This is a genomic window from Methylobacterium sp. 2A, assembly GCF_009806555.1.
Taxonomy (GTDB): domain Bacteria; phylum Pseudomonadota; class Alphaproteobacteria; order Rhizobiales; family Beijerinckiaceae; genus Methylobacterium.
This window is the reverse complement of sequence record NZ_VUOK01000003.1, coordinates 70,235-96,089: the sequence shown is the minus strand read 5'-3', so window position 1 is coordinate 96,089 and position 25,855 is coordinate 70,235. Positions and strand designations below refer to the sequence as shown.

General features: G+C 71.1%; 24 protein-coding genes. 7 read left to right on the top strand and 17 right to left on the bottom strand.

The genetic code is table 11. From position 1 onward, the window contains the following. Positions 1-25: 25 nt before the first annotated feature. The 9 genes from FVE89_RS00665 to FVE89_RS00625 are packed head-to-tail and all read right to left on the bottom strand — an operon-like array spanning position 26 to position 8,425. A complete protein-coding gene (locus tag FVE89_RS00665) occupies positions 26-1,186 on the bottom strand; it encodes an FAD-binding oxidoreductase (protein WP_160532336.1) in 1,161 nt (386 codons plus the stop codon). After that, on the bottom strand, positions 1,183-1,812 hold the full coding sequence (locus FVE89_RS00660) for a hypothetical protein (RefSeq protein ID WP_160532335.1): 630 nt from the start codon (positions 1,810-1,812) through the stop codon (positions 1,183-1,185). The genes FVE89_RS00665 and FVE89_RS00660 overlap by 4 nt, the downstream gene beginning before the upstream one ends. After that, positions 1,809-3,206, bottom strand: a complete 1,398-nt coding sequence (locus FVE89_RS00655) for an NAD(P)/FAD-dependent oxidoreductase (protein ID WP_160532334.1) — start codon at positions 3,204-3,206, stop codon at positions 1,809-1,811. Before FVE89_RS00655 ends, FVE89_RS00660 begins: the two co-directional genes overlap by 4 nt. Continuing rightward, entirely contained in the window at positions 3,203-3,523 is a 321-nt protein-coding gene (locus FVE89_RS00650) for a (2Fe-2S)-binding protein (protein WP_160532333.1), read from the bottom strand. Before FVE89_RS00650 ends, FVE89_RS00655 begins: the two co-directional genes overlap by 4 nt. Next, positions 3,504-4,637, bottom strand: a complete 1,134-nt coding sequence (locus FVE89_RS00645; protein WP_160532332.1) for an FAD-dependent oxidoreductase — start codon at positions 4,635-4,637, stop codon at positions 3,504-3,506. Before FVE89_RS00645 ends, FVE89_RS00650 begins: the two co-directional genes overlap by 20 nt. Continuing rightward, positions 4,634-5,449, bottom strand: coding sequence for an ABC transporter permease (locus tag FVE89_RS00640; RefSeq protein WP_160532331.1), 816 nt, complete (start codon positions 5,447-5,449; stop codon positions 4,634-4,636). The genes FVE89_RS00645 and FVE89_RS00640 overlap by 4 nt, the downstream gene beginning before the upstream one ends. After that, entirely contained in the window at positions 5,446-6,333 is an 888-nt protein-coding gene (locus FVE89_RS00635; RefSeq protein WP_160532330.1) for an ABC transporter permease, read from the bottom strand. The genes FVE89_RS00640 and FVE89_RS00635 overlap by 4 nt, the downstream gene beginning before the upstream one ends. Further along, the gene (locus tag FVE89_RS00630) at positions 6,330-7,391 is read right to left on the bottom strand and encodes an ABC transporter ATP-binding protein (protein ID WP_160532329.1); all 1,062 of its coding nucleotides are present in this window, start codon (positions 7,389-7,391) and stop codon (positions 6,330-6,332) included. The genes FVE89_RS00635 and FVE89_RS00630 overlap by 4 nt, the downstream gene beginning before the upstream one ends. After that, the gene (locus FVE89_RS00625) at positions 7,391-8,425 is read right to left on the bottom strand and encodes an ABC transporter substrate-binding protein (RefSeq protein WP_160532328.1); all 1,035 of its coding nucleotides are present in this window, start codon (positions 8,423-8,425) and stop codon (positions 7,391-7,393) included. Before FVE89_RS00625 ends, FVE89_RS00630 begins: the two co-directional genes overlap by 1 nt. Before the next feature lie 186 nt (positions 8,426-8,611). Between FVE89_RS00625 and FVE89_RS00620 the strand changes: the two genes are divergently transcribed. Continuing rightward, on the top strand, positions 8,612-9,496 hold the full coding sequence (locus tag FVE89_RS00620) for a LysR family transcriptional regulator (RefSeq protein WP_160532327.1): 885 nt from the start codon (positions 8,612-8,614) through the stop codon (positions 9,494-9,496). A 75-nt stretch (positions 9,497-9,571) separates the two neighbouring features. Here the strand turns inward: FVE89_RS00620 and FVE89_RS00615 are convergent, their stop codons facing one another. Both FVE89_RS00615 and FVE89_RS00610 read right to left on the bottom strand, forming a co-directional pair. Next, the gene (locus FVE89_RS00615) at positions 9,572-9,871 is read right to left on the bottom strand and encodes a hypothetical protein (RefSeq protein WP_160532669.1); all 300 of its coding nucleotides are present in this window, start codon (positions 9,869-9,871) and stop codon (positions 9,572-9,574) included. A 567-nt stretch (positions 9,872-10,438) separates the two neighbouring features. After that, positions 10,439-11,152 (bottom strand): Crp/Fnr family transcriptional regulator, encoded by a 714-nt coding sequence (locus FVE89_RS00610; RefSeq protein WP_160532326.1) that lies wholly within the window; start codon positions 11,150-11,152, stop codon positions 10,439-10,441. Positions 11,153-11,314: 162 nt separating this feature from the next. On the opposite strand from FVE89_RS00610, the gene FVE89_RS00605 reads away from it, so the two are divergent. Continuing rightward, the gene (locus FVE89_RS00605) at positions 11,315-12,211 is read left to right on the top strand and encodes a helix-turn-helix transcriptional regulator (RefSeq protein ID WP_160532325.1); all 897 of its coding nucleotides are present in this window, start codon (positions 11,315-11,317) and stop codon (positions 12,209-12,211) included. Between the two features lie 30 nt (positions 12,212-12,241). Here the strand turns inward: FVE89_RS00605 and FVE89_RS00600 are convergent, their stop codons facing one another. From FVE89_RS00600 to FVE89_RS00590, 3 genes are all read right to left on the bottom strand, one after another. Then, a complete protein-coding gene (locus tag FVE89_RS00600; RefSeq protein ID WP_342389774.1) occupies positions 12,242-13,606 on the bottom strand; it encodes a S8 family serine peptidase in 1,365 nt (454 codons plus the stop codon). Between the two features lie 67 nt (positions 13,607-13,673). Continuing rightward, on the bottom strand, positions 13,674-14,483 hold the full coding sequence (locus FVE89_RS00595) for a phosphatase PAP2 family protein (protein WP_160532323.1): 810 nt from the start codon (positions 14,481-14,483) through the stop codon (positions 13,674-13,676). Positions 14,484-14,522: 39 nt separating this feature from the next. Continuing rightward, positions 14,523-16,334, bottom strand: a complete 1,812-nt coding sequence (locus tag FVE89_RS00590) for an adenylate/guanylate cyclase domain-containing protein (protein ID WP_246730431.1) — start codon at positions 16,332-16,334, stop codon at positions 14,523-14,525. Between the two features lie 1,040 nt (positions 16,335-17,374). On the opposite strand from FVE89_RS00590, the gene FVE89_RS00585 reads away from it, so the two are divergent. Beyond that, positions 17,375-18,103, top strand: a complete 729-nt coding sequence (locus tag FVE89_RS00585) for an SDR family NAD(P)-dependent oxidoreductase (RefSeq protein WP_160532322.1) — start codon at positions 17,375-17,377, stop codon at positions 18,101-18,103. 335 nt (positions 18,104-18,438) lie between these two features. Here the strand turns inward: FVE89_RS00585 and FVE89_RS00580 are convergent, their stop codons facing one another. The 3 genes from FVE89_RS00580 to FVE89_RS00570 are packed head-to-tail and all read right to left on the bottom strand — an operon-like array spanning position 18,439 to position 21,337. Beyond that, on the bottom strand, positions 18,439-19,236 hold the full coding sequence (locus tag FVE89_RS00580; RefSeq protein ID WP_160532321.1) for an ABC transporter ATP-binding protein: 798 nt from the start codon (positions 19,234-19,236) through the stop codon (positions 18,439-18,441). After that, entirely contained in the window at positions 19,230-20,234 is a 1,005-nt protein-coding gene (locus tag FVE89_RS00575) for an ABC transporter permease subunit (RefSeq protein WP_160532320.1), read from the bottom strand. Before FVE89_RS00575 ends, FVE89_RS00580 begins: the two co-directional genes overlap by 7 nt. 8 nt (positions 20,235-20,242) lie before the next feature. Continuing rightward, the gene (locus tag FVE89_RS00570; RefSeq protein ID WP_160532319.1) at positions 20,243-21,337 is read right to left on the bottom strand and encodes an ABC transporter substrate-binding protein; all 1,095 of its coding nucleotides are present in this window, start codon (positions 21,335-21,337) and stop codon (positions 20,243-20,245) included. A 530-nt stretch (positions 21,338-21,867) separates the two neighbouring features. On the opposite strand from FVE89_RS00570, the gene FVE89_RS00565 reads away from it, so the two are divergent. From FVE89_RS00565 to FVE89_RS00550, 4 genes are read left to right on the top strand one after another with little or no spacing between them, the layout of a single operon-like run. Beyond that, entirely contained in the window at positions 21,868-22,962 is a 1,095-nt protein-coding gene (locus tag FVE89_RS00565; protein ID WP_160532318.1) for an LLM class flavin-dependent oxidoreductase, read from the top strand. Beyond that, on the top strand, positions 22,962-23,900 hold the full coding sequence (locus FVE89_RS00560; RefSeq protein ID WP_160532317.1) for an ABC transporter substrate-binding protein: 939 nt from the start codon (positions 22,962-22,964) through the stop codon (positions 23,898-23,900). The genes FVE89_RS00565 and FVE89_RS00560 overlap by 1 nt, the downstream gene beginning before the upstream one ends. Before the next feature lie 19 nt (positions 23,901-23,919). Then, positions 23,920-24,462, top strand: coding sequence for a cupin domain-containing protein (locus tag FVE89_RS00555; RefSeq protein ID WP_160532316.1), 543 nt, complete (start codon positions 23,920-23,922; stop codon positions 24,460-24,462). 19 nt (positions 24,463-24,481) lie between these two features. Next, on the top strand, positions 24,482-25,807 hold the full coding sequence (locus FVE89_RS00550; protein ID WP_160532315.1) for an LLM class flavin-dependent oxidoreductase: 1,326 nt from the start codon (positions 24,482-24,484) through the stop codon (positions 25,805-25,807). Positions 25,808-25,855: the final 48 nt, after the last annotated feature.

Here is a 25,855-nt window from a genome sequence, read left to right as displayed (position 1 = left end):
GCATCAGGTCCTTGTGTGGGAAGGATCAGCCGGCCGGCTGAAGCAGGGCCGGGTGGGTCTCGGGGGCGGGGCCGCCGAGGGTGAAGCGGTCCGGCGCGAATGCCGCGAGGGCGGGCGCCTCCGGTCCGTCGAGCAGCAGGCCGGCGACGCGCGCGCCGATCACGGGCGCGAGCGCGAATCCGTGCCCGGAGAAGCCGAAGGCGTGAACCAGCCCGTCGGCCACGGCGGACCGGCCGATCACCGGCAACGCGTCCGGCATGACGCCCTCGATGCCGGCCCAGGCGTGGACGATCCGCGCCCCGCGCAGGGCCGGGAACAGGTCGAGCGCCGTGCGGGCCGAGTAGGCGAGGCGCGGCACGTCGAGACGCACCGTCCCGGTGTCGAGGTCCGCCTGCCCCTTGTGGCCGCCGCCGATCATCACGTGGCCGCCCTCGGATTGCTTGAACGAGAGCGGCCGCCCGGCCGCCCCCACCACCGGCGTCAGGAGCGGCGGCAGCGCCTCGGTGAGCAGCATCTGGAAGGCGTTGAAGCCGAGCGGGATCGTCTCCCCGGCCGCGCGGGCGATGCGGCCGCCCCAGGCCCCCGCGGCGTTGAGCAGGAGGGGCGCGGCATGCGTCTCGCCGCCCTGGGTCCGCAGGCGCCAGAGCCCGGCCCGGCGCTCGACCGCCGCGACGCGGGCGCCCTCGATGATCTCCGCACCGGCGGCTTCGGCGGCGCGGCCGAAGGCGCGGGTCGTGCGCAAGGGCGACGCGAAGCCGTCGCGGCGGGCGACGATGCCGCCGAGCACGTGCGGGGCGACCGCCGGGAGCAGCCGGCGCACCATCTCGGCATCCACCAACTCTTCGTGCGTCCAGCCGGCGGCGCGCAGGCGCTCGACGCGCGCGGCGAGGCTGGCGAGTTCGGCCTCGGTCTCGGCCACGCGGACCTGACCGACGGCGCGGAAGCCGCACTCGTCGCCGACGAGATCCGCGATTCCATGCCAGCGCTCGATCGCCTCCAGGGCGAGCGGCACCTCGGCGGGGTGGCGACCCAGCGTGCGTACGCCGCCCGCGGAGTAGCCCGAGGCCTGCGCGCCGACCTGCCGGGCCTCCAGCACGCGCACGCGTCGGCCGGCCCGGGCCAGATGCAGGGCGGCGCAGAGCCCGTGCAGGCCGCCGCCGACGATGAGGATATCCGGATCGGTCATGCCAGCACGCCCGCATCCGCCTGCGGAGGAACCGCCTCCGGCATCGTGGCGACGAGGTCGGCGAGCGCCGCGAGGCTGACGGGCCGCGCCGGCACCACCGCCCCCAGGATCGCGTGCTGCGCGAGCGCGGTCCGATCGCGCTCCGATCCCGCGGGCTGCTCCAGCAAAGCCGCGAGGGCGACCGGATCGAGCCGCAGCGGGGCCGCGCTCTCGGCGGGCGGGGTCACAAGCGGTTCCGGACCCGTCGAGCCGGCGGCAAGCGCCCGCGCCGCGGCGATTGCCTGCCGTTCCGCGGTCTCGGGTGTCGTCGCGCCCGCGACGCAGCCGGCGGCCGAGACGCCCGGCACGCCGGTGCGGCCCTCGGCATCGGCCACGACACGCCCGTCGCGGACGGCGCAGCCGAGGGCGGCCAGCAGCAGCGGCTCGTCGGCGCAGACCAGCAGGGCGTCGAACGGCTCGGCCCAGACCCGTCCCCCGCCCTCGACCCAGAGGCGGCCGGGCTCGGCGTGCCAGGCCGTGGCGTCGGGCCGGGCGATCAGAACGGCGCCGGGCAGCGCTGTAAGGGCAGCACGGCCGGCCGGGCCGCCGCCGACGATCACGATCCGGGGTGTCGCGGTGGTGCTCACGCGGTCAGCTCCGGCATCGCCTCGGGCCGCGCGTTCGCGAGTTCGCCCACCGTCATCGGCTTGAACGGCGCCCGCGGCCGCAGGGCGCCGACCTGTTCCATCGTGGCCCCGCGGGTCTCGGCGATCAGCCCGGCGACGACGGTCCCGCACATGCGCCCCTGGCAGGGCCCCATACCGGCCCGCAGGAAGGCCTTGACCTGATTGGGTCCGGCAGCGCCCCGGCGGGCGGCCCCGCGGATCTGGCCGGCGGTGATCTCCTCGCAGCGGCAGACGATCGTGTCGTCGGCGGGGGTGAGGATACCCGGGCCGGGGCGGTAGAGCCGGTCGAGGAACGGCCGGAGCGCCAGGGCCGCGCGCTGCGCCTTACGGACCCCCGCGGCGCGGCCATCGCGGGCGGCGGCGTCGAGCCGGCCGAGGCGGTGGGCCGCATCGATCGCGGCCAGCCGCCCGCCCGCCGCGGCGGCCTCCCAGCCGCCGATGCCGCCGCCATCGCCCGCGACCGCCACGTTCGGATGGCTCGTGGCGCCCCATTCATCGAGGCGCGGCCGCCAGCAGAGCTGCCTTTCGTCCCAGTCGTGATCGAGCCCGAGCGCCCGGGTGATGTGGGTCGAGGGGATCACCCCCTCGTGCAGCAGGAGCGTGTCGCAGGCCAGCGCGTGGTCACGTGTCCCCTGGCGCCAGCGCACGGTCGAGACCCGGCCGTCGCCCTCCGCCCGCAGGTCGCGGACGTTGCGCACCACTTTGAGACCCCGCGCCCTCGTCTCGCGCATCAGGGCGACGCCCTTCGCGAGCAGCTTGCGCCCGGTCCAGAGGCCGCCCGCCCGCAGCGCGTCCCGGAGGGCGCCGCCGGAACCGGTTTCAAGCAGCGTCAGCCGCTCGACGCCGGCGCGCAGGAGCTGCACGGCGAGCAGCCAGCAGAGCGGCCCCTGCCCGGCGATCACGACGGCCCCCTCCGGCACGGCGCCGGCCGTCTTGAGCAGGATCTGGGCGGCGCCCGCACTCATCACACCGGGAAGCGTCCAGCCGGGGATCGGCACCGGCCGCTCCTGGGCGCCGGTCGCCAGCACGACGCGCCGCGCCTCGATCTCCGCTGTGGCGCCGCTCGACGTGACCGACAGCAGACCCGCATCGGGGTCGAGATGCCAGAGGGTGGTCCGCGGCCGGTAGGCGATCCCCTTCGCGGCGCGGAAGGCCTTCGCCAGGGCACCGCCGGCATCCAGGAACTCGCCCGCGAGCGCCGGGTCACTGGCGGCGGCCTCGACCGCCCTGAAGACCTGGCCGCCGGGGGCCGGTTGCTCGTCCAGCACGGTGACGGAGAGGCCGAGGGCAGCGGCCTCGATGGCGGCCGCCATGCCGGCCGGGCCGGCGCCCACGATGGCGAGATCGGTGATCATGCGGCGTCCTCGATCCGCGCCGCACGGGCGCCGACCTGCGGCTCGATCCGCATGCCCGGGGCGACCGGCACGAGGCAGGACTGGCGGTTGGCCACGCCGTCGATCTCGGCGAGGCAATCGAAGCAGATCCCGATCATGCAGTAGGGCAGCCGGGGCGCGCCGCCGACCGGGGTCGTGCGGATCGCGGGTGCGCCGGACAGCAGCACGGCCGCGGCCGCCGAGGCGCCCTCCGGCACTTGGACGGGTTTGCCCGCGACGAAGACCTCCACCAGCCGGCCCCCTTGGGCCGGACGGGCCTCAGGCCGCCTTCTGAACATCGAACCGTCTCGCGCTGAAGGGGGACAGGTCCGGCGCCAGCGCGCCGGTGGCGATCATCGGGGCGAGCAGGCCGGCATGCGCGCCGGCGAGCGTCACCCCCGAATGGCAATTGGCGATGGTGGCGCCCGGATAGCGCTCGGATTGATCGTAGATCGGCTTGCCGTCCGGCGACATGACGCGGAGCGCCGCCCAGGCCCGGACGATGTTGAGCTCGGCGATCCACGGGAAGGTCTGGACCGCCTTGCGGGCGATGGCGCGCATGATCGCGGGCGTCTGGGTCAGGGTGTCGAAGCCCATATCCTCCTTGCTGTCACCGAGGAGCAGCGAACCCTCCTCGGTCTGGCGGACGACATGGGTCGGCAAGGCGAGCACCTGCCGGGTGCGCTCCGTGACGAGGATCTGGCCGCGCTCGGGCCGCAGCGGCGCCGACAGGCCGACGAGCGGCGCGAGATCGGCGTTGCCGAGGCCGGAGGCCAGGACGAGCCGCGGCGCCCGGACAGTCTCGGACCCGATCGCGACGGCGAAATCGCGCGGGGCCGCCTTGATGGCCGTGACCCGGGCGTTCGGCCGGTAGAGGCCGCCCCCATCCTGGAACGCCGCGTGGAGCGCGCGCAGGAGGTGGAGCGGGCTCGCATGGCCGTCATAGGGCGTCCACGAGGCGCCCACGACCTGCGGGCCGAGGCCCGGCACCATGTCGCGCAGCTCCGCGGCCGGGATCATGCGGTATTCGTAGCCGGCATTGCCCGCCTCCCGGCGCAGCTGGCCCATCAGCGCGTCGCGCTGGGCCATCTCGTCGTCCGAGAAGCAGAAATGCAGGCCGCCCGGCTGGTGCAGCCCGACATCGATGCCGGTCCCGGCGAGCAGGTCGGCGGCGAGCTGCGGCCAAGCCCGGGCCGAGGCGTGGGTCCAGTGCTGGTAATGCGGCGCGCCGAGCCCCTTCGACTGGACCCAGACCAGCCCGAAATTGCCGCGGCTCGCCCGGTGGGCGACGTCGCCCTCGTCGAGCATCACGGTCGACAGGCCCTGCCGCTGGAGGCCGTAGGCGATCGCCGCGCCGACGAGGCCGCCGCCGATTACGATCGCGTCGTGCATCGCGTGTCCGCTCGCTGTCATGCGCGGCGCTCCCCGGTGAGCAGGCGGTCGATCGGGTAGAAGCGATCGAGGCCCAGGAGGACGACGGCGGTGACGAGGATCAGCGCCGCCGAGACCGACGCGACCAGCGGGTCGGTCATCTGGTCGATGTAGTTGAAGAGCTGCACCGGCAGCGGATTGGCCGCCGGCGAGGCCAGGAACAGGCTGACCGTCAGCTCGTCGAAGCTCGTCACGAAGGCCAGGATCCAGCCGCCCGCCAGCCCCGGTGCGATCAGCGGCAGGGTCACGCGGCGGAACACCGTGAACCGGTCGGCGCCGAGGCTCTCGGCGGCGCGCTCGATGCGCGGATCGAGCCCCGACAGGCCGGCGCCGACGAGGCGCAGCATGTAGGGCGTGATCACGATGACATGGGCCGCCACGAGGCCCGCGAAGCTGCCCGACAGGCCGAAGCCGGAGAAGAAGCGCAGCAGCGCCACGCCCAGCACCACGTGCGGGATCATCAGCGGCGAGGCGAGGATCGCCACGAGGGTGCCCCGGCCCGGGAAGCGCCAGCGGGCGATCGCCAGGGCGGCCGGGACGGCGATCAGGCCTGAGATCGTCGCGGCGGTCACGCCGAGTTCGACGCTGTACTGGAAGCTCTCCAGGAAGCGCGGGTTGTCGCCGATCGCCCGCCACCAGCGCAGCGACAGGCCGTCGAACGGCAGGGCGAGGTAGCCCTGGCCGGTGAATGAGACGGCGATCACCACGACGAGGGGCGCCAGGATGAAGGCGAGGAACAGGGCGTGGAAGGCCAGCGCCAGCGGACCGTTGCGGCTCGAGCTGTTGGCACTCATGCCGGGCCTCCCTGCGCGACCTCGCCCAGGCGCCGCAGCGCCCGCCGCTCCACGAGCCGCGTCCAGAGGAGCGTGGCGAGCAGGATCGCCGCCATCAGCACGGTGGCGAGCGCGGCGCCGAGCGGCCAGTTCAGGGTGTTGAGGAACTCGTTGTAGGTCATGCTGGAGACGACCTTCAGGCGCTTGCCGCCCAGCATGGCGGGCGTCGCGAAGGCCGAGGCCGAGAGGCAGAACACCATCAGCGCGCCCGCCATGACGCCGGGCATCACGTTGGGCAGCACGACGCGGGTGAACACCGTGAACCGCCCGGCCCCGAGGCTGGTCGCGGCCCGCTCCAGCACCGGATCGAGCCGGCCGAGGCTCGCCCAGACGGACAGCACCACGAGCGGCACCATCACGTGGACGAGGCCGATCACCACGGCGAGTTCGGTGAACATCAGCCGGAACGGGGCGCCGGGCACATGGAGGGCGGTCAGCGCCTGATTGACGAGGCCGTTCGTGCCGAGCAGCACCATCCAGCCGAAATTGCGCACCACCACCGAGACCAGCAGCGGCCCGACCACGACGAGGAGCATCGGCCCGCGCCAGCGCGGATCCATGCGGTGGATGATCCAGGCCTCGGGCACGCCGACCAGCAGGCAGATCAGGGTGGTCAGCCCGGCGATGCGGAAGGTGCGCGCCAGGGCCTCGCCGAACAGCGGGTCGGTGAACAGATCCTGGTAGTTGGCGAGCCCCCAGCCGGGGAGCACGCCCTTCTCGAAGTCGAAGCCGTGCAGGCTCAAGGCCAGCACGCCGGCGAGCGGGACGAGGAGCGCCCCGGCATAGACGAGGGCGGAGGGCGCCGTCAGCAGCGCCGGGGTGAGGCGGTCGGAGCGGGTCATCATGCCGGCTCCAGCCGCCGCAGACTGTGGGCGTCCCAGTCGAGCGTCACCGCGGCGCCTTCGTCCAGCGGCGTCGCGCCGGTGTTCTGCGCCATGACGGCGAAGGCGCCGAGCGCCGTCTCCACCGTGTAGAGCCAGAACCCACCGAGGAAGAGCCGCGCCTGCACGCGCCCCTCAAGGCCCGGCGGCCCCTCCGGCGCCCGCTCGCAGCGGATGCGCAGCCGCTCCGGCCGGATCGTGAGCAGGATGTCGCCCTGCCGGTCCGCGAGTTCCGGCGGCAGGGAGAAGCGGTGGCCCGCGGCCTCGGCCTCGCCGGAGGCGGCGCGCGCCGGCAGCCGGTTGCTGCGGCCGAGGAAGTCGGCCACGAACGCGTCGGCCGGGATGTCGTAGGCCTGCCAGGGCGCGTCGATCTGGACGACCCGGCCGCCCTGCATGATCGCCACCCGGTCGCACAGGGCCATGGCCTCGGCCTGGTCGTGGGTGACCAGCACCGTGGTGACGCCGATCCGGCGCTGCAGGTCGCGCAGCTCGACCTGCATCTCCTCGCGCAGCTTGGCGTCGAGGTTCGAGAGCGGCTCGTCGAGGAGCAGCAGGCGCGGCTCGACCACCAGAGCCCGCGCCAGGGCGACGCGCTGCTGCTGGCCGCCCGACATGTTGCGCGGGTAGCGGTCGGCGAGGTGCCCGAGGCGGACCTGCGCCAGCGCCTCGGCGACGCGCCTGCCCCGCTCGGCCTTGGGCACCCGGCGCATCTCCAGCCCGAAGGCCACGTTCTCGGCGGCCGTCATGTGCGGGAACAGGGCGTAGGACTGGAACACCAGCCCGATCCCGCGCTGGGCCGGTGGCGTGCCGGTCAGCTCGCGCCCCTCCATCAGGATGCGGCCGCGGCTCGGCGTCTCGAAGCCGGCGATCATCTGCAGCGTCGTGGTCTTGCCGCAGCCCGAGGGGCCGAGCAGGCCGAGGAACTCGCCGGGCGCCACCGCGAGGCTGACGTCGCGCACCGCGGTGACGGTGCCGTAATCCTTGCCGAGGCCGTCGAGGGTGAGGAAGGCGGGCGCGGACATCAGCGCTCGACCTGCCGCTGCCATTGCCGGGTCCAGTCGGCGCGGTTGCGGTTGACCACGTCCCAGTCGAGGCCGATCAGCGAGCGCACCTGATCCTCGCCGTAGATCACGCGGCCCGCGACCTCCGGCGGCAGCTTGGTGGCGCGGTTGGTCGGGCCCGCCCCGTACTGCGTGGCGAAGATCTCCTGGACCTTCGGCGAGACGAGATAGGCGAGGAACTTGTCGGCGAGCGCCGGCTCCGGGCTGTCGGTGATGGCGCAGCCCGCCGTCATCAGGACGACGGCGCCCTCCTTGGGCCGGGCGATGGCCAGCGGAAAGCCCGCCTGCTGCATGGCGGCAACCCGGGACGAGCCCCAGACGGCGAGCCAGATCTCGCCCGACTGGAACATCTCGCTCATCTTGCCGGGGCTGCTCTCGTAGGCCAGCACGTTCGGGTTGATCTGCTGGCGCATGACCTTCAGCCCCGGGGCGATGTCGGCGTCGCTGCCGCCGTGGATGCGGGCCATCATCGCCAGGGTGTGGACCCCGTAGGTGTTGTCGATGCCGGGAATCGCGATCCGCTGCCGGTATTCCGGTTTGGCGAGATCCATCCACGAGGTCGGCGCCGGGAAACCGCGCTCCTTGAAGAGCTTCGTGTTGTAGGCGATCCCCGTGAAGCCGAAGCCGGTGCCGACGGCGTGGTCATCGCCCAGGACCGCGATCGGGTAGACCGCATCGCGCACCGCGTCGGGGAGCGTCCGGCACAGGCCGAGCGACACGGCCTGTACCATCGGGCCGTCGTCGAGCACCGCCACGCCGACCGTCTGGTGGCCGCGCTGGGCCTGCATCCGGGCGAGGTTGTCGGAGGAATTGCCGGTCAGATAGTCGATCCGGACATCATTCTCGCGCTCGAAGGCCGGAATGACGCTGGTGCGCATGATCTGCTCGTAGCTGCCGCCGTAGCCCGCCACGGTGAGGCGCTGCTCGGCCGAGGCCTGCGCGGCACAGAGTGCGGCGGCGGCCGCCGTGAGGAGCCCCAGTAACGACCGCATCATCGCTTGCCTCCGTGAGCAATCGGAAAGCCGTTCTTGCGCGCTGAACAGGCAAGACGCTTGTCCAATAAGCATCTCCCGCGCCTATTGGCTCGCGAATGCTGTGTAGCGTGCGCAGTCTTGACGGGAGACGCAAATTCATAATTTTTGCGGTTCCATTCCTTTCGGTAGCGAAACAGGGGGGTCCGGATGACGCCGAGCCGGCTTCGGCAGCTGGAAGCGTTCCGGGCCGTGATGCAGAGCGGCTCGGTCAGCCGGGCGGCGCAGCGGATGCTGCTCACGCAGCCCGCGGTCACGAAGCTGCTGCGCAGCCTGGAGGACGAGACCGGGCTGCCTTTGTTCGACCGCTCGCGGCGCCATCTGCAGCCGACGCCGGAGGCCGTGAAGCTGGAGGGCGCCGTCGCGACCCTGTTCGCGGCCGCGGACCGGCTCGACCGCGTCATCGACGACATGCGCGGCGTCGGCAGCGGCGAGTTGCGCGTCGCCGCCATGCCGCTGATGGGCCTGTCGCTGATCCCGCGGCTGCTGGCCAAGTTCGCCACGGAGGTGCAGCCGGTGCGGATCTCGCACGTGGTGGCGAGTTCGCGGGAGGTCCACGATCTGGTGCAGGCCGGCAATGCCGATCTCGGCTTCGCCCTGCCGGTCGGCCGCAGCGCCCTGGTGGCGGCGCCCCCGATCGAGCTGCCCGGGCTGGTGGTCCTGCCGCCCCGACATCGCTTGGCCCGCCACAAGGTCGTGCCGCTCTCGGACCTGCACGACGAGCCCTACATCTCGCTCGGTCGGCAGTACCGCCTGCGCGATCAGGTCGATGAACTCTTCACCGTCAACGGGGTCACGCCGCGCCTCGTCGCGGAGACGCAGAATGCGGCGGCCGCCTGCGCCATGGTGGCGGCGGGCCTGGGCTTCGCCATCGCGGAGGCCGTGACGGTGAAAGCCCTCAAGGGGCAGGTCGTCGTCCGCGGGCTGCGTCCGACCGTGATGTTCTCGGTCACGATCCTGGGGAGCCCGGGGCGCCCGCTCTCGAGCGCCGCCCTGGCCTTTCTCAAGCTGGTCCGCAGCGAAGTCGGCGAATGACACGCGCTTCGCTGCGACGGGAAGGCGCCTGACGGCCACCGTCAGGGACCGGCGTCGGAGCGCCGGCCCGCGCGCTCACCAGCCGTAGTGCCAAGCCGCCCGGTGCCAGCCCCAATGATGGTGCCAGCCCCAGGGGCGATGCCAGCCGACCCGGCGCCAGCCCCAGTGATGGTGCCAACCCCAGGGACGGTGCCAGCCATAGACCACCGGCCGGACGTAATAGACCGGGCGGTAGGCATAGGGACGCCAGTTGGGCTTGCACCAGCCGTAATAGCCCCGGTGAAACCCGGGACCGCAGCCCTGGGCGGCGTCGGCTGTGCCGACGGACGCGGTGAGGGTGCCGAGCGCGAGGAGTGCCGCGCCTGCAAGTTTCATTCGCATTGTCGTCCTCCTTTCAAGCCGTGAGGTCTTCGGATCCGCCCTCGCTCCGAAACAATTCCGACCGGATCCCGTCGGTTTCCCGACTTGAGCCAGGAACCGGCATGAAACAGCCACGCGCAGGGAAGCGTTTCTTCACGAAAAGGTGCGTATGCCGAAGCACAGGAACAGCACCGGCTCACCCCGGAGCAGACGCGCGGACGCGACGAGGCCGCGCGTCCACTTCGAACAACATGCGTCCGGCGGCCGTGGGAACCGGCTGCACCGGTATGGGCACCGGATCCCGGCCTTCGCGTCTTTCCGGATGCATGGCGCCATCGCCGGCACGATCAGGCGCGCGTCGCCGGACACGGTGCCGGCGAATGGGGCGCCGATACCGGTACGATCCTGCGGTGAGACCTGCGACAGCGGCGGACTCTACCTGTCTCTGTAGAATCCGCGCGTGGACGGTAAAAGCAACCATCGATCCGTGATCCCCCGAAGCGCGGATCCACCTTCGCCCGCCCGGTTCGCCGGCGCGGGCCTTTTCATGCGCGCAGGGGACGTCGGGCCGCGTCCGGGCGATCAGACCGCGCCGGCAAGCCCCGCCGCGATGTTCCGCAGCGCTTCGTGGTTGCAGATCGTGCAGGCTCCCGGCGCGAGGGCGATATAGCCCTTGCGCTGCCAAGCCGAGAGCTGCCGGTTGGTCCCCTCACGCGAGAGGCCGATCATGTGGCCGAGCTCGCGTTGCGTGGTCAGCACCCGGGTGCCATCGCATTCCGACCCGCCAGCCAGCGTGATCAGCGCCTTGGCCAGACGCTGCTCCGCGCAGACGAACGCCTGATCCGACAGCTGCTGGCTCGTCCGCCGCAGGCGCGCGCTCAGGATCGCGAGCAGCCGGACGGCGAGGACTGGAAAATCGTTGAGCAGGGGCATCAGGTCGCGCCGCTCCAGCCGCAGCAGAAGGCAGCGGGTGGCCGCGAACGCATCGGCGGTCCGTGGCCCGTCATCGAGCAGGGCGATCTCGCCGAAGACCTCGTCCGGGCCGATCAGATTCATCACGAGTTCCGATCGGTCGTCCGGGCCGGTCGCCGAGATGCGGACGTAGCCGCTCACGACCGCGAGCAGCCCGTGGCTCTCGTCACCGCGCCGGAAGATCCGCTGACCGCAGCGGAACGTGAGGGGCTGAGCCCGGAGCGCGAGGCGCTCGATGACCGGGGGCGGCGCTTCGCAGAACAATTTGTGCCGCGCCAGAACGGCCCGCTTATCGAAAGCCGCACCGACCCTATCGGACCGCATGGGGCGCGCTCAGGATCGGAGACGATCGGTCCCTCTCGGATTCACGCATGTCCCAACGCACCCGATAGACGCCGCTTGCGGAAGCCGCCCTATTCAGAATCGTCTGCCTGCATTCAACAAGTACCGCAGCGGGCGAATGCTGTAAAACGATATCGCGCCGCCATGGACGACAGGATCAGGCAGCCGGCCTCGCAGCGGATGCCGTGCCATGGCGCACGCGGCGCTTCACGGCGCATGGATCTGCGCCGATCCCGTCGCGGGCCGTGTGAGGGCCGTCACACGCGCCAGGCGCTGACCAACCTTACGGTGTGCACTCCACAAGTTCCTCGCCCCAAGCCCGAGGAGAGGGTGCAGATGCGAACGGCCGAAAACCGAACCTCTGTCTCCCTGGATGCGTCTCGGGCCGGGTTTCGGGATGTTAGCCATCCCCTCCCCCATCGGGAGGAGAGGGCCGGGGACCATCGGTGCCCGTCTCCGTTTCCGGCCATCGTCGACGGCGCCCTTCGGATCTTCATCGAGCAGTTGGAGGAGGGCTTGGCCGTCGTCGACCGGCGCGGACGCGCCCTGTTCCTCAATGCTGCGGCCAGGAGGATGGTCGATGGAGAGCATCTCGTCCTGACGGACGGCGTTCTGCGGGCGAATGCGCGAAGCGCCAGCCTCGTGCTCCACAAGATGCTCGCCGATTGCGTATCCGGGGGCCGCGAGATTGCCAGCCGGCTCGTCTTCGAGACCGAGACCTTGTTGATCGCCGCAAGCGCGCTGCCGCCCGAGCGGGCGAATTCCGAGGCCGCCGTGCTCCTGCGCCTGATCAATCCCGCAACGGCGCCGCTGCCGAGTGCGCATACCCTGCGCGCGCAGTTCGGGTTCACGTCGACCGAGGCCGCGTTCGCCCTCGAGATGCTGGCCGGGAACGACTTGGCGGCCTGCGCGGCCCGCCGGGGAATCACGCTGAACACGGCACGCGCGCATCTGCGCAGCCTCTTCGACAAGACCGATACACGCCGTCAGGCCGCCCTGGTCCGCCTCCTGCTGCTCTGCCCGCGGCCGATCATGGACTGAGGCGCCCCTGCCGCCGGGCAACCCGCCGCCTCACGGAATGAGGCCGAGGCTGCGGCCGGCTTCGACCGGCTGCAGGATGCCGTAGCCGAGCTCGGCATTCCACCCCGGGGGGCCGGATTGCAGGGCGGTCGCGCGCAAGGCCTGCACCATCGCGGCGGCGGACGTGGTGGCCGGCTTCGCGCGCGTGCGGAGCGCCGCCACGCAGCCGGCCGCGACCGCGCAGGCCGCCGAGGTTCCGCCATCGGGCGTGAACCGGTTCCGGCTCTGCGAGCCCAGGAAGTGGCTGTCGGCCGTCACGTCCGGTTTCTGCGGCATCATCCCGGCGATCGACGGCCCCGTGGCGGAATAGCCGAGCCGCTCGCCGGCGACCGTGCAGGCGCCGAGGGTCAGCACCTCCGGATAGGCGTTGGCCCCCATGATCGCGCCCTGCACCCGCTGAAGGCACGGCGCGGCGGGGCATTCGGGCCCGCAATTCGAGCCCGCGAACACCACGTCGGTGCCCGCCAGCGTCAGGGCGCGGACATAGGCGCGGAACGGATGGTCCGGATTGTCGATGTAGCGGCCCGGGTGCCCCTCCGGGAAGTCGAGGCTCGGATGGTAGATGCCCCAGCTGTTGCTCACCACGAGCGCCCCGAGGCCGGGGGGCGGCCCGGAGAGCACCCAGCGGGTGATCAGGAACCAGTAGGCCTGGATGGCGATCCCGATCGTTCCGGCCGCCGAGTGATCACCGGCCGAGCGGGCGCCGAGCGCCGGAATGTCGAGCAGGGTCGCCTTCGGTGCGGCGATCAGCGCGTCGAAGGCGCACATCGTCCCGTGCCCGACCCGGTGCTGGCCCGGAGCGGAGACCCGCGTCGGCGGCGACCAGGACTGGTCGCCGTCGAGAAGCGGTGGCGTGCCGAGCCGCGCGGCGAGCCGCGCCAGGGAGATGCCGCCATCCACGATGGCGATCGCGACACCCGTGCCGTCGAGACCGTTCCGGGCGAGCACGTCGGTCCCGAGCCGCGTCCGCACGTCGGCCGTGGTCCCGACGGCCCGGCTGCTGCCGCAGGTCAGGGTCGTGCCGATCTCGGCGTCGGAATGGATCGCGCCGCCGTCGAGTGCGGTGGGGATCTCACCGGAGGCGGGCACCGGAATGGTGGCGCGCACCAGAAAGCGATCCGCTTGGCGCGGGTCGAAGGTCGCGGGTGCGATCGCCCGCGCCGCCGACCCCGCGCCGATCGGGACCGCCCCGAAATGGCGGTGCAGCCGCACCCCCTCGGGGACCCGGTGCGCGCCGAGCCGCTCGTGGGGCGACTCGCCCGCAGCGACACGCTCGGCGGCCCCGATCAGCGCGGGGTCGCGGGGCCTCTCCCAGAGCACGCGCCGGAACGCGGGTTGCGCAGTCTTGCGTGCCACCGACGCCTCCATGGTGCACCGGAAAAGCCTGCCCCGCGCGGGCGGCGACCGCCGCGGCGGGGCCGGTTCAGGCCCATTCCGCCTGCGCGGCCGCCAGCGTGTCCTTGTAGAGCTGGCACTGCTGGACGAAGGGCTTGAGCTGCCGGCCGACCTCCAGGCCGACATCGACGTCCTGGCGGAAGTGCAGGCCCGCGAGGACGCGGTTGAAGCCGACCCGCGCGGCCAGCGCCTCCAGAGCCTGGGCGTGGGCCGGAACGAGCTCCGCCAGGCAGGCGGAGGTCAGGCTGCCGATCAGCGCGTGCCCGGCGGGATAGGAGGCATGGCCGGGCACCGGAACCGGCGGATAGAGCATCGGGCACACCTGGGAGGGCCGCGGACGCGCCGGGTTGCGCCGCTTCAGCACCATCATGGCCAGCTCGCCGCACCGGGCGATCAGCTTCATCAGCCGGTAGGTGTGCGGATGCGACGTCCTGCTGACGTTCAGCAGCTGCAGCCAGCAGATCTGAAAATTCTGGTTCTGCTGGACGATCTCACCGAGCGCGTCCGGTCGCTCCGTGATCGCCAGGATCAGCATGTCGTCGATCATCGGCTGGGTGATGGCGGCCGGCGCCGGCAGGGTGATCGCCGTCTCCCAGGTCTTGGTGCCGACCTTCGCCTTCATGAATTGCGGCAGGATGGTGAGGGCGAGGAGATCGGGATCCCATTCGGAGGCCCGGAAGGTCGCGGCCAGATTCGCCGGGACCGGGATCTCCGCGAGGGGATGGTCCGTGCGCATCGCGAAGACCTGGGGGCCGGGCGCGCCCGCAATGTCGGACCAGTTGCCGCCCATCGGGCTCGCGCTGTTGCCGCCCCCGGCGTCGATCCAGTTTCCCCCCATCGCACGCTCCCCGATCCGCCGTTGGACCAACTGGGGCCATTATTGCGGCAATCCAGCCCGCTCCAACTTGTCGATAAAACTATCTAGCAGATTTTTTGAGAACGGACACCGCTTTGAATAAGCCCTCAAGCGGAAGTCCGGCTGGATCGACAGAATTGCCTGGGCAGCAAACCTGGATTCAGCAACACGGTCCAGGGACACCAGTGTCGCCGCTAGGATCCTCAAATTCGCACAGAGTCTCGGATTGAGGAGGAACGCCTTCTGCGACCACACCAAGGCTTCCTCGTATTGACCTTTGAGGTAGTGCGCCTGCGCCAGAAACATGAGGTAGAAATAGGCTTGCACATCGACGGGGGACAGGCGCAAACCTTGCTCGGCGCGTGAGACGGCCGCGTCGCCCTGCCCGACATAGCCGTGAACGCCGCTGCTGAGCGTCCAGGCCATCGCGTTGCCGGGCGAGGCTTCGAGGGCACGCTCGAAGATCAGCATCGCCTTGGCGTATTCGCGGAAGAACAGCGCCTGCGTGTGACCGTAGACCGCCAGGGCGAAGCCATCGGCCGGGTCGCGCTCGACGGCCGCCATCGCGAGGCGGGTCGCCTCCTCGGCCTCGGCGGCCACGTCCGCGGCCCAGCCCTGCGCCATGTTGTGGATGTGCCAGAGCGCGGCATACGCGAAGGACGTCGCGTAGCCGTCATCCGCCAGCATCGCGCTCTGGAGCAACTCGCGCGCCTTCGGAAATTCGGGACTGCGCATGAGATACATGGCGTCGACGGCCTGCAGCACGAGCTCGTAGGCGTTCCGATTCTCGGACCGCTTGCGCAGCGCGCGCTTCAACTCGGCTTCGCGGACATGGGGGGCGATGCTCCACAGGATGCGGGTGGCGATGCGGCTCTGCAATTCGAAGATCTCGGCACGCAATCCATCGTAGCGGTCGGCCCAGATCACCGCCCCCGTCTCCTGATCGACCAGACTGGCGCTGATCCTGAGCTTGTCCGCGCTGGCGGCCACGGATCCGCTCAACACGTAGCGGACACCGAGTTCCCGGCTCACGCGCCGGCGATCGACGTTTCGGCCCTGATAGGGCAGCGTGGAACTGCGTGCGATGACCAGCAACCCGCGCACGCTCTGCAGCGCCACGATCAGATCGTTTGCCAGCCCCATGCCGATATAGCTGGAGCCGCCCTTGCGTCCCTCTATCCGGAAGGGGAGCACCGCGATCGACGGGACCTTGGCCTTCAGTCGGCGCAACGGGCGCGCCGTCGCGCGGGATTCGGGCGGGTCGCCGCGCACCAGATAGGCCCGCACCGGTATGGCCATGTTCTTGAGGTGGGTCGGACCGAGATCGACCACGTTGATCCGCGCCCGCGATGCGATCGTGTCGAAGACCGGCTTGGAGATGATGATGCCGTCCGGCGGCGCGATCTCCTGCAGGCGCGCCGCGACATTGACGCCGCGGCCGAACACATCGCCCGAATCGATGATCGCGGAGGCGACGTTGACGCCGATCCGGAACCTGATCCTGCGTTCACCCGGCTGGGCACGCTCATTTGTCGTGACCTCGTCCTGCAGTTGAATGGCGCATTCGACCGCGTCGAGCGGCGAGTCGAAGGACGCGATCAGGCCATCGCCGGTGTTCTTGACGATATGCCCGCGGAAATTGACGACACAGGGGTCGATGGTCCGCACCCGGAGGGCCTGGAGCCGCGTATGCGTATCCTCCTCGGCGATCTCGGTCAGGCGCGCGTAGCCGACCACGTCGGCCGCCAGGATCGCCAGCGTACTCCGGACGATCTTGTCGACCGGGCCGGCCAGCCCCCTCTCATGCGCCATCCAGGACTCCTTATCGGCCATCCGTAGCGAGCGATCCCGGAAGAGCAGTACATCGCGGGTAATACGGCCGCATATCACAATCGGAGACCGGAAGGGAGCATTGCCACGCTCGGCATTTCCATCACGGAGTCACGAATGCTGCTACATTGAAAAGCAAATCGGCACGTGTTGTGCGTTGTTGGGCGAACGCGATAGAAACGCGTTGATCAAACTGGCATGCGACACAGCAAATGCGTGTCGATCCTTTGCCGCCCTATGTGCCACCATCCGGTATTGTTCGGCCCCAATTTCGGGGTCTTCATCGCGCTTGCCGGTGGAAGAACAGGCGTCACGCCGGGAGGGCCTCGGGAGCAAACCGTTCCACCTGCACGTGGCAGATGCCGGCATCTGCGGGCGGCGCAACAGTGAGCCGAAAACTTCGGAACTCTATCGCGGCTGACGGCGTGCCGCCAAGTCGAGCGATGCGTCATGTGTCGCTCTACAGTCTTGATCGACCATCAAACGTGTAGGCCGGGGACGACCAAACGGAGCGCTTGGCGGACCTGCCGCTTGAGGCGTTGCACACCGGACTCGTATTCGCGGTTGTCCCAACCTCGGATGCCGACGCTGTGAGGCTCAACCGGACGGCACGTCGCGCTCCGGAGAGCCTGATCGCGCATGAGCGTCTCGACGCGTAGTACATGGTTCACTCGGTAATCGAGTCCTTGACGATTTCATTAAATCAATACCCGCGGCCGAAGAACCCATTCGAAGAATCGGGTGGGATCCAGACGAACGCGACATGGCATCGCGAAGCATGCAGAGCGTGCTCGAAAGCCTTCATGCCGTGGCCGCTGTTTTGACAAAGATAGATCGTTTCCAGCGCGCCGGTCGCCCCGGACGATCGTCGCGCCCGGCTCCGCTGAAGCCCCTTGGCCTCACCCGGGTCGGAACTTGCGGGACTCATGCTATTTGCGCGCGGCGAGACGCCAACCCTGCCTGTTGGCCATATCTCGCGAGACCGGCCGGCATGAACGCCGCCAAACAGGCCGATCCTCCGCAACCCTCCGGGTGCCATCGCGATGACCTTGTCACCCTCGACCAGCGCGGTCGTGATCGGCGCTTCCGGCGGCATCGGCCAGGCCCTGGTCTCCAGACTCGTTGCCAGCGAAGCCTATGCGCCGATCTTCGCGCTCGCCCGCTCGCAGCCGTCAGGCCTGCAAGGCGTCCGCACCCAGGCGATCGACCTCGGCGACGAGGCATCGATCGCTGCGGCTGCGGCCAGGGTCGGTGAGGCCGGACCGGTCGGTCTCGTCATCGTGGCGACCGGCATCCTTCACCAGGACGGCGTTTCGCCCGAGAAGACGGTCAAGGCGCTCGATCCCGCCGCGATGGCCGCCGTCTTCTCGATCAACACGATCGGCCCCGCGCTCATCGCCAAGCATTTCGTCCCGCTGCTGGCGCGGACGGGACGGTGCGTGTTCGCCGCCCTGTCGGCGCGGGTCGGATCGATCGAAGACAACCGGCTTGGGGGCTGGTACGCCTATCGCGCCTCGAAGGCGGCGTTGAACCAGATCCTGAAGACCCTCGCGATCGAGGTCGCCCGCAGCCGGCCGGAGGCCATCGTCGTCGGCTTGCATCCGGGCACGGTCGCTTCCAACCTGTCGCGCCCGTTCCGGCCGGACCCGAATGCCGAGGGCGTCCTGCAACCCGACGAGAGCGCGGGCCATCTCCTGCGCGTGCTCGGCACCCTCGATGTACAGGACACCGGAGGCGTCTTCGCCTGGGACGGCACGCGCGTTCCGGCTTAGAGCCGTACCCGAGACCGAGCGCTTCTGCCGGGACAGCCCGAAGACCGATCCGGGCTTCCTCGACGCCCTCGACGAGGCCGCGAACTTCATCACCGCGGCCTCGACCGCGATCTCCCATCCGGCCGCAAGGGTCACGGGGAGCGCGAGGACGATTTCGCGACGGACGCGGCTACCCTGCCGCAGCACCGGCGTCCCCGCCTCATCGGGCGGCGACGGGATTGAAGCGCGTGTCGCGGATGGGAGGTCTCCGCAGGTTGCTGACCTGGACAAGACCTTGATGTGCATCGCCCTGCGGAGACGGCGTATTCGGGAGAAATCAGGCAAGGCGCATCCGGTCAAGTCTGCTGGCCGAGGATACCCAGGATCTCCCGGCGCAGCCGCACGATCGCGGGGTCGTCGCGGTGGCGCGGGTAGGTGACCGGGACGGGCAGTTCGGCCCGGATCGCGGCGGGGCGGTCGGAGAGCACGATCACCCGCTCGGCCAGGACGAGCGCCTCCTCGACGTCGTGGGTGACGAGGAGCGCGGTGAACCGCGTCTCCTGCCAGAGGCGGAGGATCTCGGCCTGCATGGCGAGCCGGGTCAGCGCGTCGAGCTTGCCCAGCGGCTCGTCGAGCAGCAGAAGCCGCGGCGCGTTGACGAGGGCGCGGGCCAGGGCGACGCGCTGGGCCATGCCGCCGGAGAGCTGGTGCGGATAGACCTCGGCGAAGCCGTCGAGCCCGACGCGGTGCAGGGCCGCGTCGGCCAGCGCGGCCCGCTCGCGGCCGACGCCCCGGGCCTCCAGGCCGAGCGCCACATTGGCGCGCACGGTGCGCCAGGGATAGAGGGTCGGGTCCTGGAAGACGAGGAGCCGCGACGGGTCCGGCCCCTCGACCGGATCGCCGTCGATCGCGATGGCGCCCTGATCGGGCGGCTCCAGCCCGGCCACGAGCCGCAGCAGGGTGGACTTGCCGCAGCCCGAGGGTCCCAGCAGCGCCACGAAGCCGCCGGGCTCAACCGCGAGGCTCACCCGGTCGAGCACCGGCAGCGGCGCGCTCCGAAGGCTGAAGGCGTGGCTGACCGCCTCGATCGTCAGCCGGGCGCCGTCCGCCTGCGCGGCGGGCCGTTCGCGCGAGGCGGCTACGGCGGCTACCATTGCACCAGCCCCTTCTGCCACGCGAGCAGGCGGTCGCGCAGGCGGAACAGCAGCGTGATCAGGGACGAGCACATCAGCGCCATCACGATCAGCGCGGCGTACATGTTGGCGTAGGCCGCCCAGCCTTGCGCCCATTGCAGATACCAGCCGAGGCCGGCCTTCACGCCCAGCATCTCGGCCACGACCAGCACCGCGAAGGAGCCGCCGAGCCCCATGAACAGGCCCACGAAGACGTGCGGCAGCGCCGCCGGGATCGCCACGCGCAGGATCAGGAAGCGCCGCGAGGCGCCGAGCGTCCGCGCCACGTCGAAATAGGCCCTGTTGACCCCCGCCACCCCCGACCACGTCAGGACCGTGACCGGGAAGCCGGTGGCGAGCGCCACCAGGAAGGTGCTGGCCGACCACGAGGACGGGAAGACGAAGAAGGCGAGCGGCAGCCACGCCGTGGCCGGCAGCGGCCCGACGAAGCGCAGCACCGGATGCGCCCAGTAGCCTACCGACCGCGACGCGCCGATCGCGACGCCCAGGGCGAAGCCGGTCGCCGCCCCGATCGTGTAGCCGCCGGCCAGCAGGATCAGCGAGGCGACGATGCTGGCGCCGAGCCTCGGCCAGTCCTCGTGAAACACCTCCACGACCGCCTGGGGCGGCGGGAAGAACGGCATCGGCAGCACCGCAAATTTCGCGGTGACCACCTCCCAGACCAGCAGCGCCAGGGCCAGCGCAATCAGCCAGGGGCTCCCGTGGCGCAGCCGCGGACCGAGGGCACCGAGGCGGCCGGCCAGGGGGGCGAGTGCCAGGACGAGGAGGCCGAGCGCCGCCGCAGCGGCTCCGAAGGCCGCGGTATCGGGGAGGTCGTCCGCTTCGGGCAGGCCCAGGGTCGCACCGGCCAGGGCCAGCCAGGCGAGCCCCGCGACGAGGATCCGCCAGGGCGGATGCGCCCCTCCCCGGGTCGGGACGGCGGCCCGTGGCGCCACACCGGCTGTGATGCTTCCGGACATGAGGCGCCTCAGCTCAGCACGTCGACGTAGACCCGCTCGGCGAATTTCGCCGTGTCGGTCGAGCGCTTGAAGACGTTCACCAGCTTGAGCTCCTCGCCGTAGAGGGCGAGCTGCTGCTTGAGCGCGGCCCCGACCGGCTGGAGGCCGTGCGTATGGCTGCGCAGCATCGCGGCCAGATCCTCGACCGAGCCCTTGCCGCCATAGCCCGAGAACGCCCGCGCCGCCGCCTCGGGCTCGTGGTGGACGAGGTGGCCGCCCTCCAGGATCGCCCGGGTCAGGGCCGCCGCCACGGGCCGCTCGTCCCGGATCAGGCTGCCGCGGACCGCCACGATGCAGCAGGTGCGGTCCGCGTAGGCCCCGGACAGGTTGGTGGCGATCTCGGTGAGGCGTGGATCCTTCAGCCAGAGGTAGGTGCGCGGGTCGGCATCGGCCAGCGCCTGCGCCTCGCCCTTCTCGACCGCGAGGTTGAGCAGGTCGGCCGGATATTGCCGCCACTCCACCCCGCTCTCCGGATCGATCCCGGCCTGGGCCAGCATCAGCCCGAAGAAATTCTTGGCCGGGCTCGCCTGATCGCTGATCGCGATGGTCTTGCCCTTCAGCCCCGCGAGGCCGGTGATGCCGGCGGACTTGGCGGCGAGCAGGCGCATGCAGCCGCCGTGCAGGCCGGCCGTGATCTTGACGTCGAACCCCTGCTCCAGGGGCTTGAGCCAGCGCAGCGCCATGCCGATCCCGGCATCGGCCTTGCCGGTGGCGATGGCCTCCAGCAGGGTCTCCGTCACGCCGCCGAAATTGATGAAGTTCACGTCCAGGCCGTGCCTGGCGAAGATGCCCCGCTCCTTCGCGAGCGGCGCGGCGGCCGTGCAGATCGAGACGGCGCTCCAGGCCAGCGTGATCGGCCGCAGCGGGCCCGCCGGGACCTCGGCCGCGGCCGGCCGGCACAGGGGGCCGGGATCGAACGGCGCGCCGGGACCCGGCGCCCAGGCCAGACCCGTTCCGACGCCGAGCGGCAGCGCCGCGGCCGCCGCGCCGATCTGGAGCAGGCGGCGACGCGAGGGCAGCGGTCCGGTCGGGGAGCTGCCCAAACTCGAGGGCGCGTCGGTCATCGAAAGGTCTCCGTTCGGCGCAGGCGTCGGGCGGCAACGGCACGTGGCTCCGTCCCGGACGCGCGGGAGGGCGGATCTGGCGTCGTTGTCCGCAAGAGGTGATCCGTCGAGGGATCGATGGCTTCAGTATTCGAATGGCCGGCGCCCGAGTCAACGAAAGCATATTCTCAACTTTTCCCGGATCGGATGATAACTTTGCGTCCTTCCGGAACCGGACATGTCTGTTCATCCACGCGGCGGCGGGCGAGCACGGGGTGTCGCAGCGCGCCGCACGCTTTCGACGCGCGGTGGACGAGAGGACGATCTCTCTCCTCCGGACGGCGAACAGACAGAGTCTTCTCCGGCCGGCACCCGGTTCAGGTCTTCCTCCTGCGCGGGCGATGATCTTCGAAAGAGCGTTTCGTTGACGCGCCGCGTAGCCGGGCGGACGATCACGATCATCAGAGGGCGGTCACCGGGAGCGGCCGTCGAGCGCGCCGCAGCGCGGGCAAGGTCGCTCCGGCGCGAGCCCCCGACTCGGAGATCGGCCCATGAGCCTCCTGCCCCCCGATGCCGTCGCGTTCATCGGCTTCGTGGCCCCCCGCCACACCTCCGAGATCCACCCGGCCGAGGGACCGGCGATCGACCGCGATTACCTGAAGCTGCTGGCGCAGGCCCACGAATGGGGCGGGTTCGACCGGGTGCTGGTGGCGTTCCATTCGACCGCGCCGGACGCGCTGCTGCTCGCCGGGCAGGTCGCCGCCGTGACGGAGCGCCTGGGGCTGATGATCGCCCACCGCCCCGGGTTCACGGCCCCGACCGTGGCGGCCCGGCAATTCGCGACCCTCGACCAGCTCACGGGCGGCCGGGTCGCAATCCACGTGATCAGCGGCGGCGACGACCGGGAACTCGCCCAGGACGGCGACCACCTCACCAAGGACGAGCGCTACGCCCGCACGGGCGAATTCCTCGACATCGTCCGGCAGAGCTGGACCGCAACGGCGCCGTTCGACTACGCGGGCCAGTATTACCGGGTCGCGCGCGGCTTCTCCGAGGTGAAGCCGGTGGGCGCCATCCCGGTCTATTTCGGCGGGGCCTCGGCGGCGGCGCTGGCGGTGGCGGGGCGCCACGCCGACACCTACGCCCTCTGGGGCGAGACCCACGCGCAGGTCGCCGAGCTGATCGGGCGGGTGCGGGCGGCGGCCGCGGCCCATAACCGGTCGCCGCGCTTCAGCCTGTCGGTCCGGCCGATCCTGGCCGAGACCGAGGCGCGGGCATGGCAGCGGGCCGAGGACATCCTGGCCCGGACCCGCGCCCTCCGGGCCGCCAGGGGGCTCGGCCCGGCCGCGACGCCGCAGAACGAGGGCTCCCGGCGGCTGCTGGCCGCCGCCGCTGCGGGGCCGCGCCACGACAAGCGGCTGTTCACCGCCATCGCGGCCGAGACCGGCGCGGCGGGCAATTCCACCGCCCTGGTGGGCACGCCCGAGCAGGTCGCCGACGCGCTGCTCGACTATCACGCGCTCGGCGTGCGCACCTTCCTGATCCGGGGCTTCGACCCGCTGGAGGATGCGATCCAATACGGGCGGGCGCTGCTGCCGGCCTTCCGGGCCGCCCTCGGGCGCCGCGGCGCGGCGGAGGCTGCGTGATGCGCGCGCTCATCCTCGGTCTCGTCGCCCTCCTGGCGGCCGGACCCGCCTGCGCCCAGGACGTGCTGCGGGTCGGGGATCAGCGCGGCAATGCCCGCGCGCTGATGGAGGCGGCCGGCGTCCTGAACGATCTGCCCTACCGGCTCGACTGGAGCGAGTTCCCGGCCGCCGCGCCCCTGCTGGAGGCGCTCAACGCCGGGGCGATCGACGCGGGCTGGGTCGGCGACGCGCCCTTCACCTTCGCGGCCGCCGCCGGGGTGCCGGTGAAAGCGATCGTCGCCTTCCGCAACCGGCAGGACGGGCTGGCGATCCTGGTGCTGAAGGACTCGCCCCTCCGCACCGTGGCCGATCTCAAGGGCCGGCGCATCGCCACGAACCGCGGCTCGATCGGCCATCAGGTGGTCCTGGCGGCCCTGGAGGAGGCGGGGTTGCCTGCCGACAGCGTCACCTTCAGCTTCCTGCCGCCGGCCGACGCCAAGATCGCCCTCGCCTCCGGGGCGGTCGATGCCTGGGCGACCTGGGAGCCCTACACCTCCACGGCCGAACTCGCCGGCCTCGTGCGGGTGGTGCGCGACGGCAACGGCATCACCCCGGGCCTGACCTTCGCGGTGGCGAGCGACGTCGCGATCCGGACCAAGCGCGCCCGGCTCGCCGATTTCGGCGAACGGCTCGCGAAGGCGCGGGCCTGGGCCCTGAAGGACCCGGCGCCCTACGCGGCGGTCTGGTCGAAGCTGATCGGATTGCCGGAGGCGGTGCCGCTGCGCTGGTTCGGGCGGGCCGGCTACCGGGCCGTGCCGATCGATGCCGCGGTGATCGCCGACGAGCAGCGCAACATCGATCTCTATGTCCGCGCCGGCCTGATCCCGAAGGCCCGGGCGCCGCGGGCCGAGGCGATCCTCGATGCGAGCGTCTCGCAAACCGCCGCCGCCGTGCCATGATGGCGCTGGAGGACCCGACATGCACGACCACGGCGACGATCATGGCCACCCGCACGATCCTGCGCAGGACCATGCCCATGACCACACCCACGACAACGGCGCCTCCGGGCGCTGGAAGCACGACGGCGTGCGGGTGATCCCGGGCGACCGGCTCGATTCCAACACGGCGCAGACGCCCGGCATGTTCCGGCAGGCGGCGATCAATGCCGCCCGGGTCGGCGCGCAGAAGATCTGGGCCGGCACGGTGGCGATCCAGCCCGACGCCAAGACCGGCGTCCACCACCACGGCGAGCTGGAGAGCGTGATCTACGTGGTCTCGGGCCGGGCGCGGATGCGCTGGGGCGAGCGGCTGGAATACGTCGCGGAGGCCGGCCCCGGCGACTTCATCTTCGTGCCGCCCTTCGTGCCCCACCAGGAGATCAACGCCTCGACCGACGAGCCGCTGCACTGCGTGCTGGTGCGCTCGGACAACGAGGCGGTGGTGGTCAACCTGCCCGACGTCGAGGCCGCCGAGGCGCCCGAGACGGTCTACTGGGTCGATCCGATTCACAAGCACCCGTAAGATATCGGAGGCGGCATCGATGAGCCGGGACCGTCAGCTGCATCTCGGCGCCTTCATGCGCCCGGTGGGGATCCATACCGGGTGGTGGCGCTATCCGGGCGGCTACCCGGACGCGAACTTCAACTTCGAGCACTTGGCGCATTTCGCCCGGCGGCTGGAGGCGGCGAAGTTCGATGCCTTCTTCATGGCCGACCATTTGGCGGTGATGAACATGCCCCCAGTGGCTCTGCGCCGCTCGGCCACCGTCACGTCGTTCGATCCGCTGACCCTGCTGCCGGCGCTCGCCGTGCTGACCGAGCGGATCGGCCTGATCGCCACCGCCTCGACCACCTACAACGAGCCCTACCACGTCGCCCGCAAGTTCGCCTCGCTCGACCACATCTCGAAGGGCCGGGCCGGCTGGAATCTCGTGACCTCCGGAAACCCCGACGAGGCCCATAATTTCGGCCGGGACGCCCATGTGGAGCACGCCACCCGCTACGCCCGGGCGCGCGAGTTCTTCGACGTCGTGACCGGCCTGTGGGATTCCTTCGCCGACGACGCCTTCCTGATGGATCCCGAGAGCGGGCTGTTCTTCGATCCGGAGAAGATGCACGTGCTCGATCACCGGGGCGAATTCCTGAAGGTGAAGGGTCCGCTCAACATCGCCCGGCCGGTTCAGGGCTGGCCGGTGATCGTGCAGGCCGGCGCCTCCGAGGCGGGCAAGCAGATCGCGGCCGAGACCGCCGAGATGGTGTTCGGCGCCGCCTCGACCCCGGAGGCGGCCCGGGCCTTCTACGCCGACGTGAAGGGCCGGATGCCGGCGGCCGGGCGCGATCCCGAGCACCTGAAGATCCTCCCGGGCTGCCTCGTCTTCCTGGGCGAGACGGAGGACGAGGCCCGGGCCAAGAAGGCCCGCCTCGACGACCTCGTCCATCCCGACAGCGGGCTCGCCAACCTGTCGGTGCGCCTCGGCGTCGATGCCTCCGGCTTCGACCTCGACGCGCCGCTGCCGGAGATCCCCGAGACCAACGCCAGCAAGAGCGGACAGGCGCAGATCGTCGACTACGCGCGCCGCTCCGGCGCGACGGTCCGCGAGCTGGCCCGCAAGGTCGGCGGCTATGGCGGGCTGCAGATGGTCGGCACGGCCGCCCAGGTCGCGGACCGGATGGAGGAATGGCTGGAGACCCGCGCCTGCGACGGCTTCAACGTGATGTTCCCCTTCGTGCCGGAGGGGCTCGACGACGTGGTCGACCGCCTCGTGCCGGAATTGCAGCGCCGGGGGCTGTTCCGCCGCGATTACGCGGGCGCGACGCTGAGGGACCATCTCGGCCTGCCCCGGCCGGGGAACCGGTTCTTCCCATAAGGGGCCGATCCGCGCCGGCCCTGCGCCGGAAGAACGTTGACATCGTCC

Excerpts from the sequence above, each read along its gene's own strand:
- FVE89_RS00610 (WP_160532326.1), bottom strand. The coding sequence starts at position 11,152 with ATGCGGTCCGATAGGGTCGGTGCGGCTTTCGATAAGCGGGCCGTTCTG.
- FVE89_RS00560 (WP_160532317.1), top strand. The coding sequence starts at position 22,962 with ATGCGCGCGCTCATCCTCGGTCTCGTCGCCCTCCTGGCGGCCGGACCC.
- FVE89_RS00650 (WP_160532333.1), bottom strand. The coding sequence starts at position 3,523 with ATGTTCAGAAGGCGGCCTGAGGCCCGTCCGGCCCAAGGGGGCCGGCTG.
- FVE89_RS00640 (WP_160532331.1), bottom strand. The coding sequence starts at position 5,449 with ATGAGTGCCAACAGCTCGAGCCGCAACGGTCCGCTGGCGCTGGCCTTC.
- FVE89_RS00620 (WP_160532327.1), top strand. The coding sequence starts at position 8,612 with ATGACGCCGAGCCGGCTTCGGCAGCTGGAAGCGTTCCGGGCCGTGATG.
- FVE89_RS00575 (WP_160532320.1), bottom strand. The coding sequence starts at position 20,234 with ATGTCCGGAAGCATCACAGCCGGTGTGGCGCCACGGGCCGCCGTCCCG.
- FVE89_RS00595 (WP_160532323.1), bottom strand. The coding sequence starts at position 14,483 with ATGGGGGGAAACTGGATCGACGCCGGGGGCGGCAACAGCGCGAGCCCG.
- FVE89_RS00565 (WP_160532318.1), top strand. The coding sequence starts at position 21,868 with ATGAGCCTCCTGCCCCCCGATGCCGTCGCGTTCATCGGCTTCGTGGCC.
- FVE89_RS00580 (WP_160532321.1), bottom strand. The coding sequence starts at position 19,236 with ATGGTAGCCGCCGTAGCCGCCTCGCGCGAACGGCCCGCCGCGCAGGCG.
- FVE89_RS00635 (WP_160532330.1), bottom strand. The coding sequence starts at position 6,333 with ATGATGACCCGCTCCGACCGCCTCACCCCGGCGCTGCTGACGGCGCCC.
- FVE89_RS00630 (WP_160532329.1), bottom strand. The coding sequence starts at position 7,391 with ATGTCCGCGCCCGCCTTCCTCACCCTCGACGGCCTCGGCAAGGATTAC.
- FVE89_RS00555 (WP_160532316.1), top strand. The coding sequence starts at position 23,920 with ATGCACGACCACGGCGACGATCATGGCCACCCGCACGATCCTGCGCAG.
- FVE89_RS00550 (WP_160532315.1), top strand. The coding sequence starts at position 24,482 with ATGAGCCGGGACCGTCAGCTGCATCTCGGCGCCTTCATGCGCCCGGTG.
- FVE89_RS00665 (WP_160532336.1), bottom strand. The coding sequence starts at position 1,186 with ATGACCGATCCGGATATCCTCATCGTCGGCGGCGGCCTGCACGGGCTC.
- FVE89_RS00625 (WP_160532328.1), bottom strand. The coding sequence starts at position 8,425 with ATGATGCGGTCGTTACTGGGGCTCCTCACGGCGGCCGCCGCCGCACTC.
- FVE89_RS00590 (WP_246730431.1), bottom strand. The coding sequence starts at position 16,334 with ATGGCCGATAAGGAGTCCTGGATGGCGCATGAGAGGGGGCTGGCCGGC.
- FVE89_RS00570 (WP_160532319.1), bottom strand. The coding sequence starts at position 21,337 with ATGACCGACGCGCCCTCGAGTTTGGGCAGCTCCCCGACCGGACCGCTG.
- FVE89_RS00615 (WP_160532669.1), bottom strand. The coding sequence starts at position 9,871 with ATGAAACTTGCAGGCGCGGCACTCCTCGCGCTCGGCACCCTCACCGCG.
- FVE89_RS00585 (WP_160532322.1), top strand. The coding sequence starts at position 17,375 with ATGACCTTGTCACCCTCGACCAGCGCGGTCGTGATCGGCGCTTCCGGC.
- FVE89_RS00655 (WP_160532334.1), bottom strand. The coding sequence starts at position 3,206 with ATGATCACCGATCTCGCCATCGTGGGCGCCGGCCCGGCCGGCATGGCG.
- FVE89_RS00605 (WP_160532325.1), top strand. The coding sequence starts at position 11,315 with ATGGACGACAGGATCAGGCAGCCGGCCTCGCAGCGGATGCCGTGCCAT.
- FVE89_RS00645 (WP_160532332.1), bottom strand. The coding sequence starts at position 4,637 with ATGACAGCGAGCGGACACGCGATGCACGACGCGATCGTAATCGGCGGC.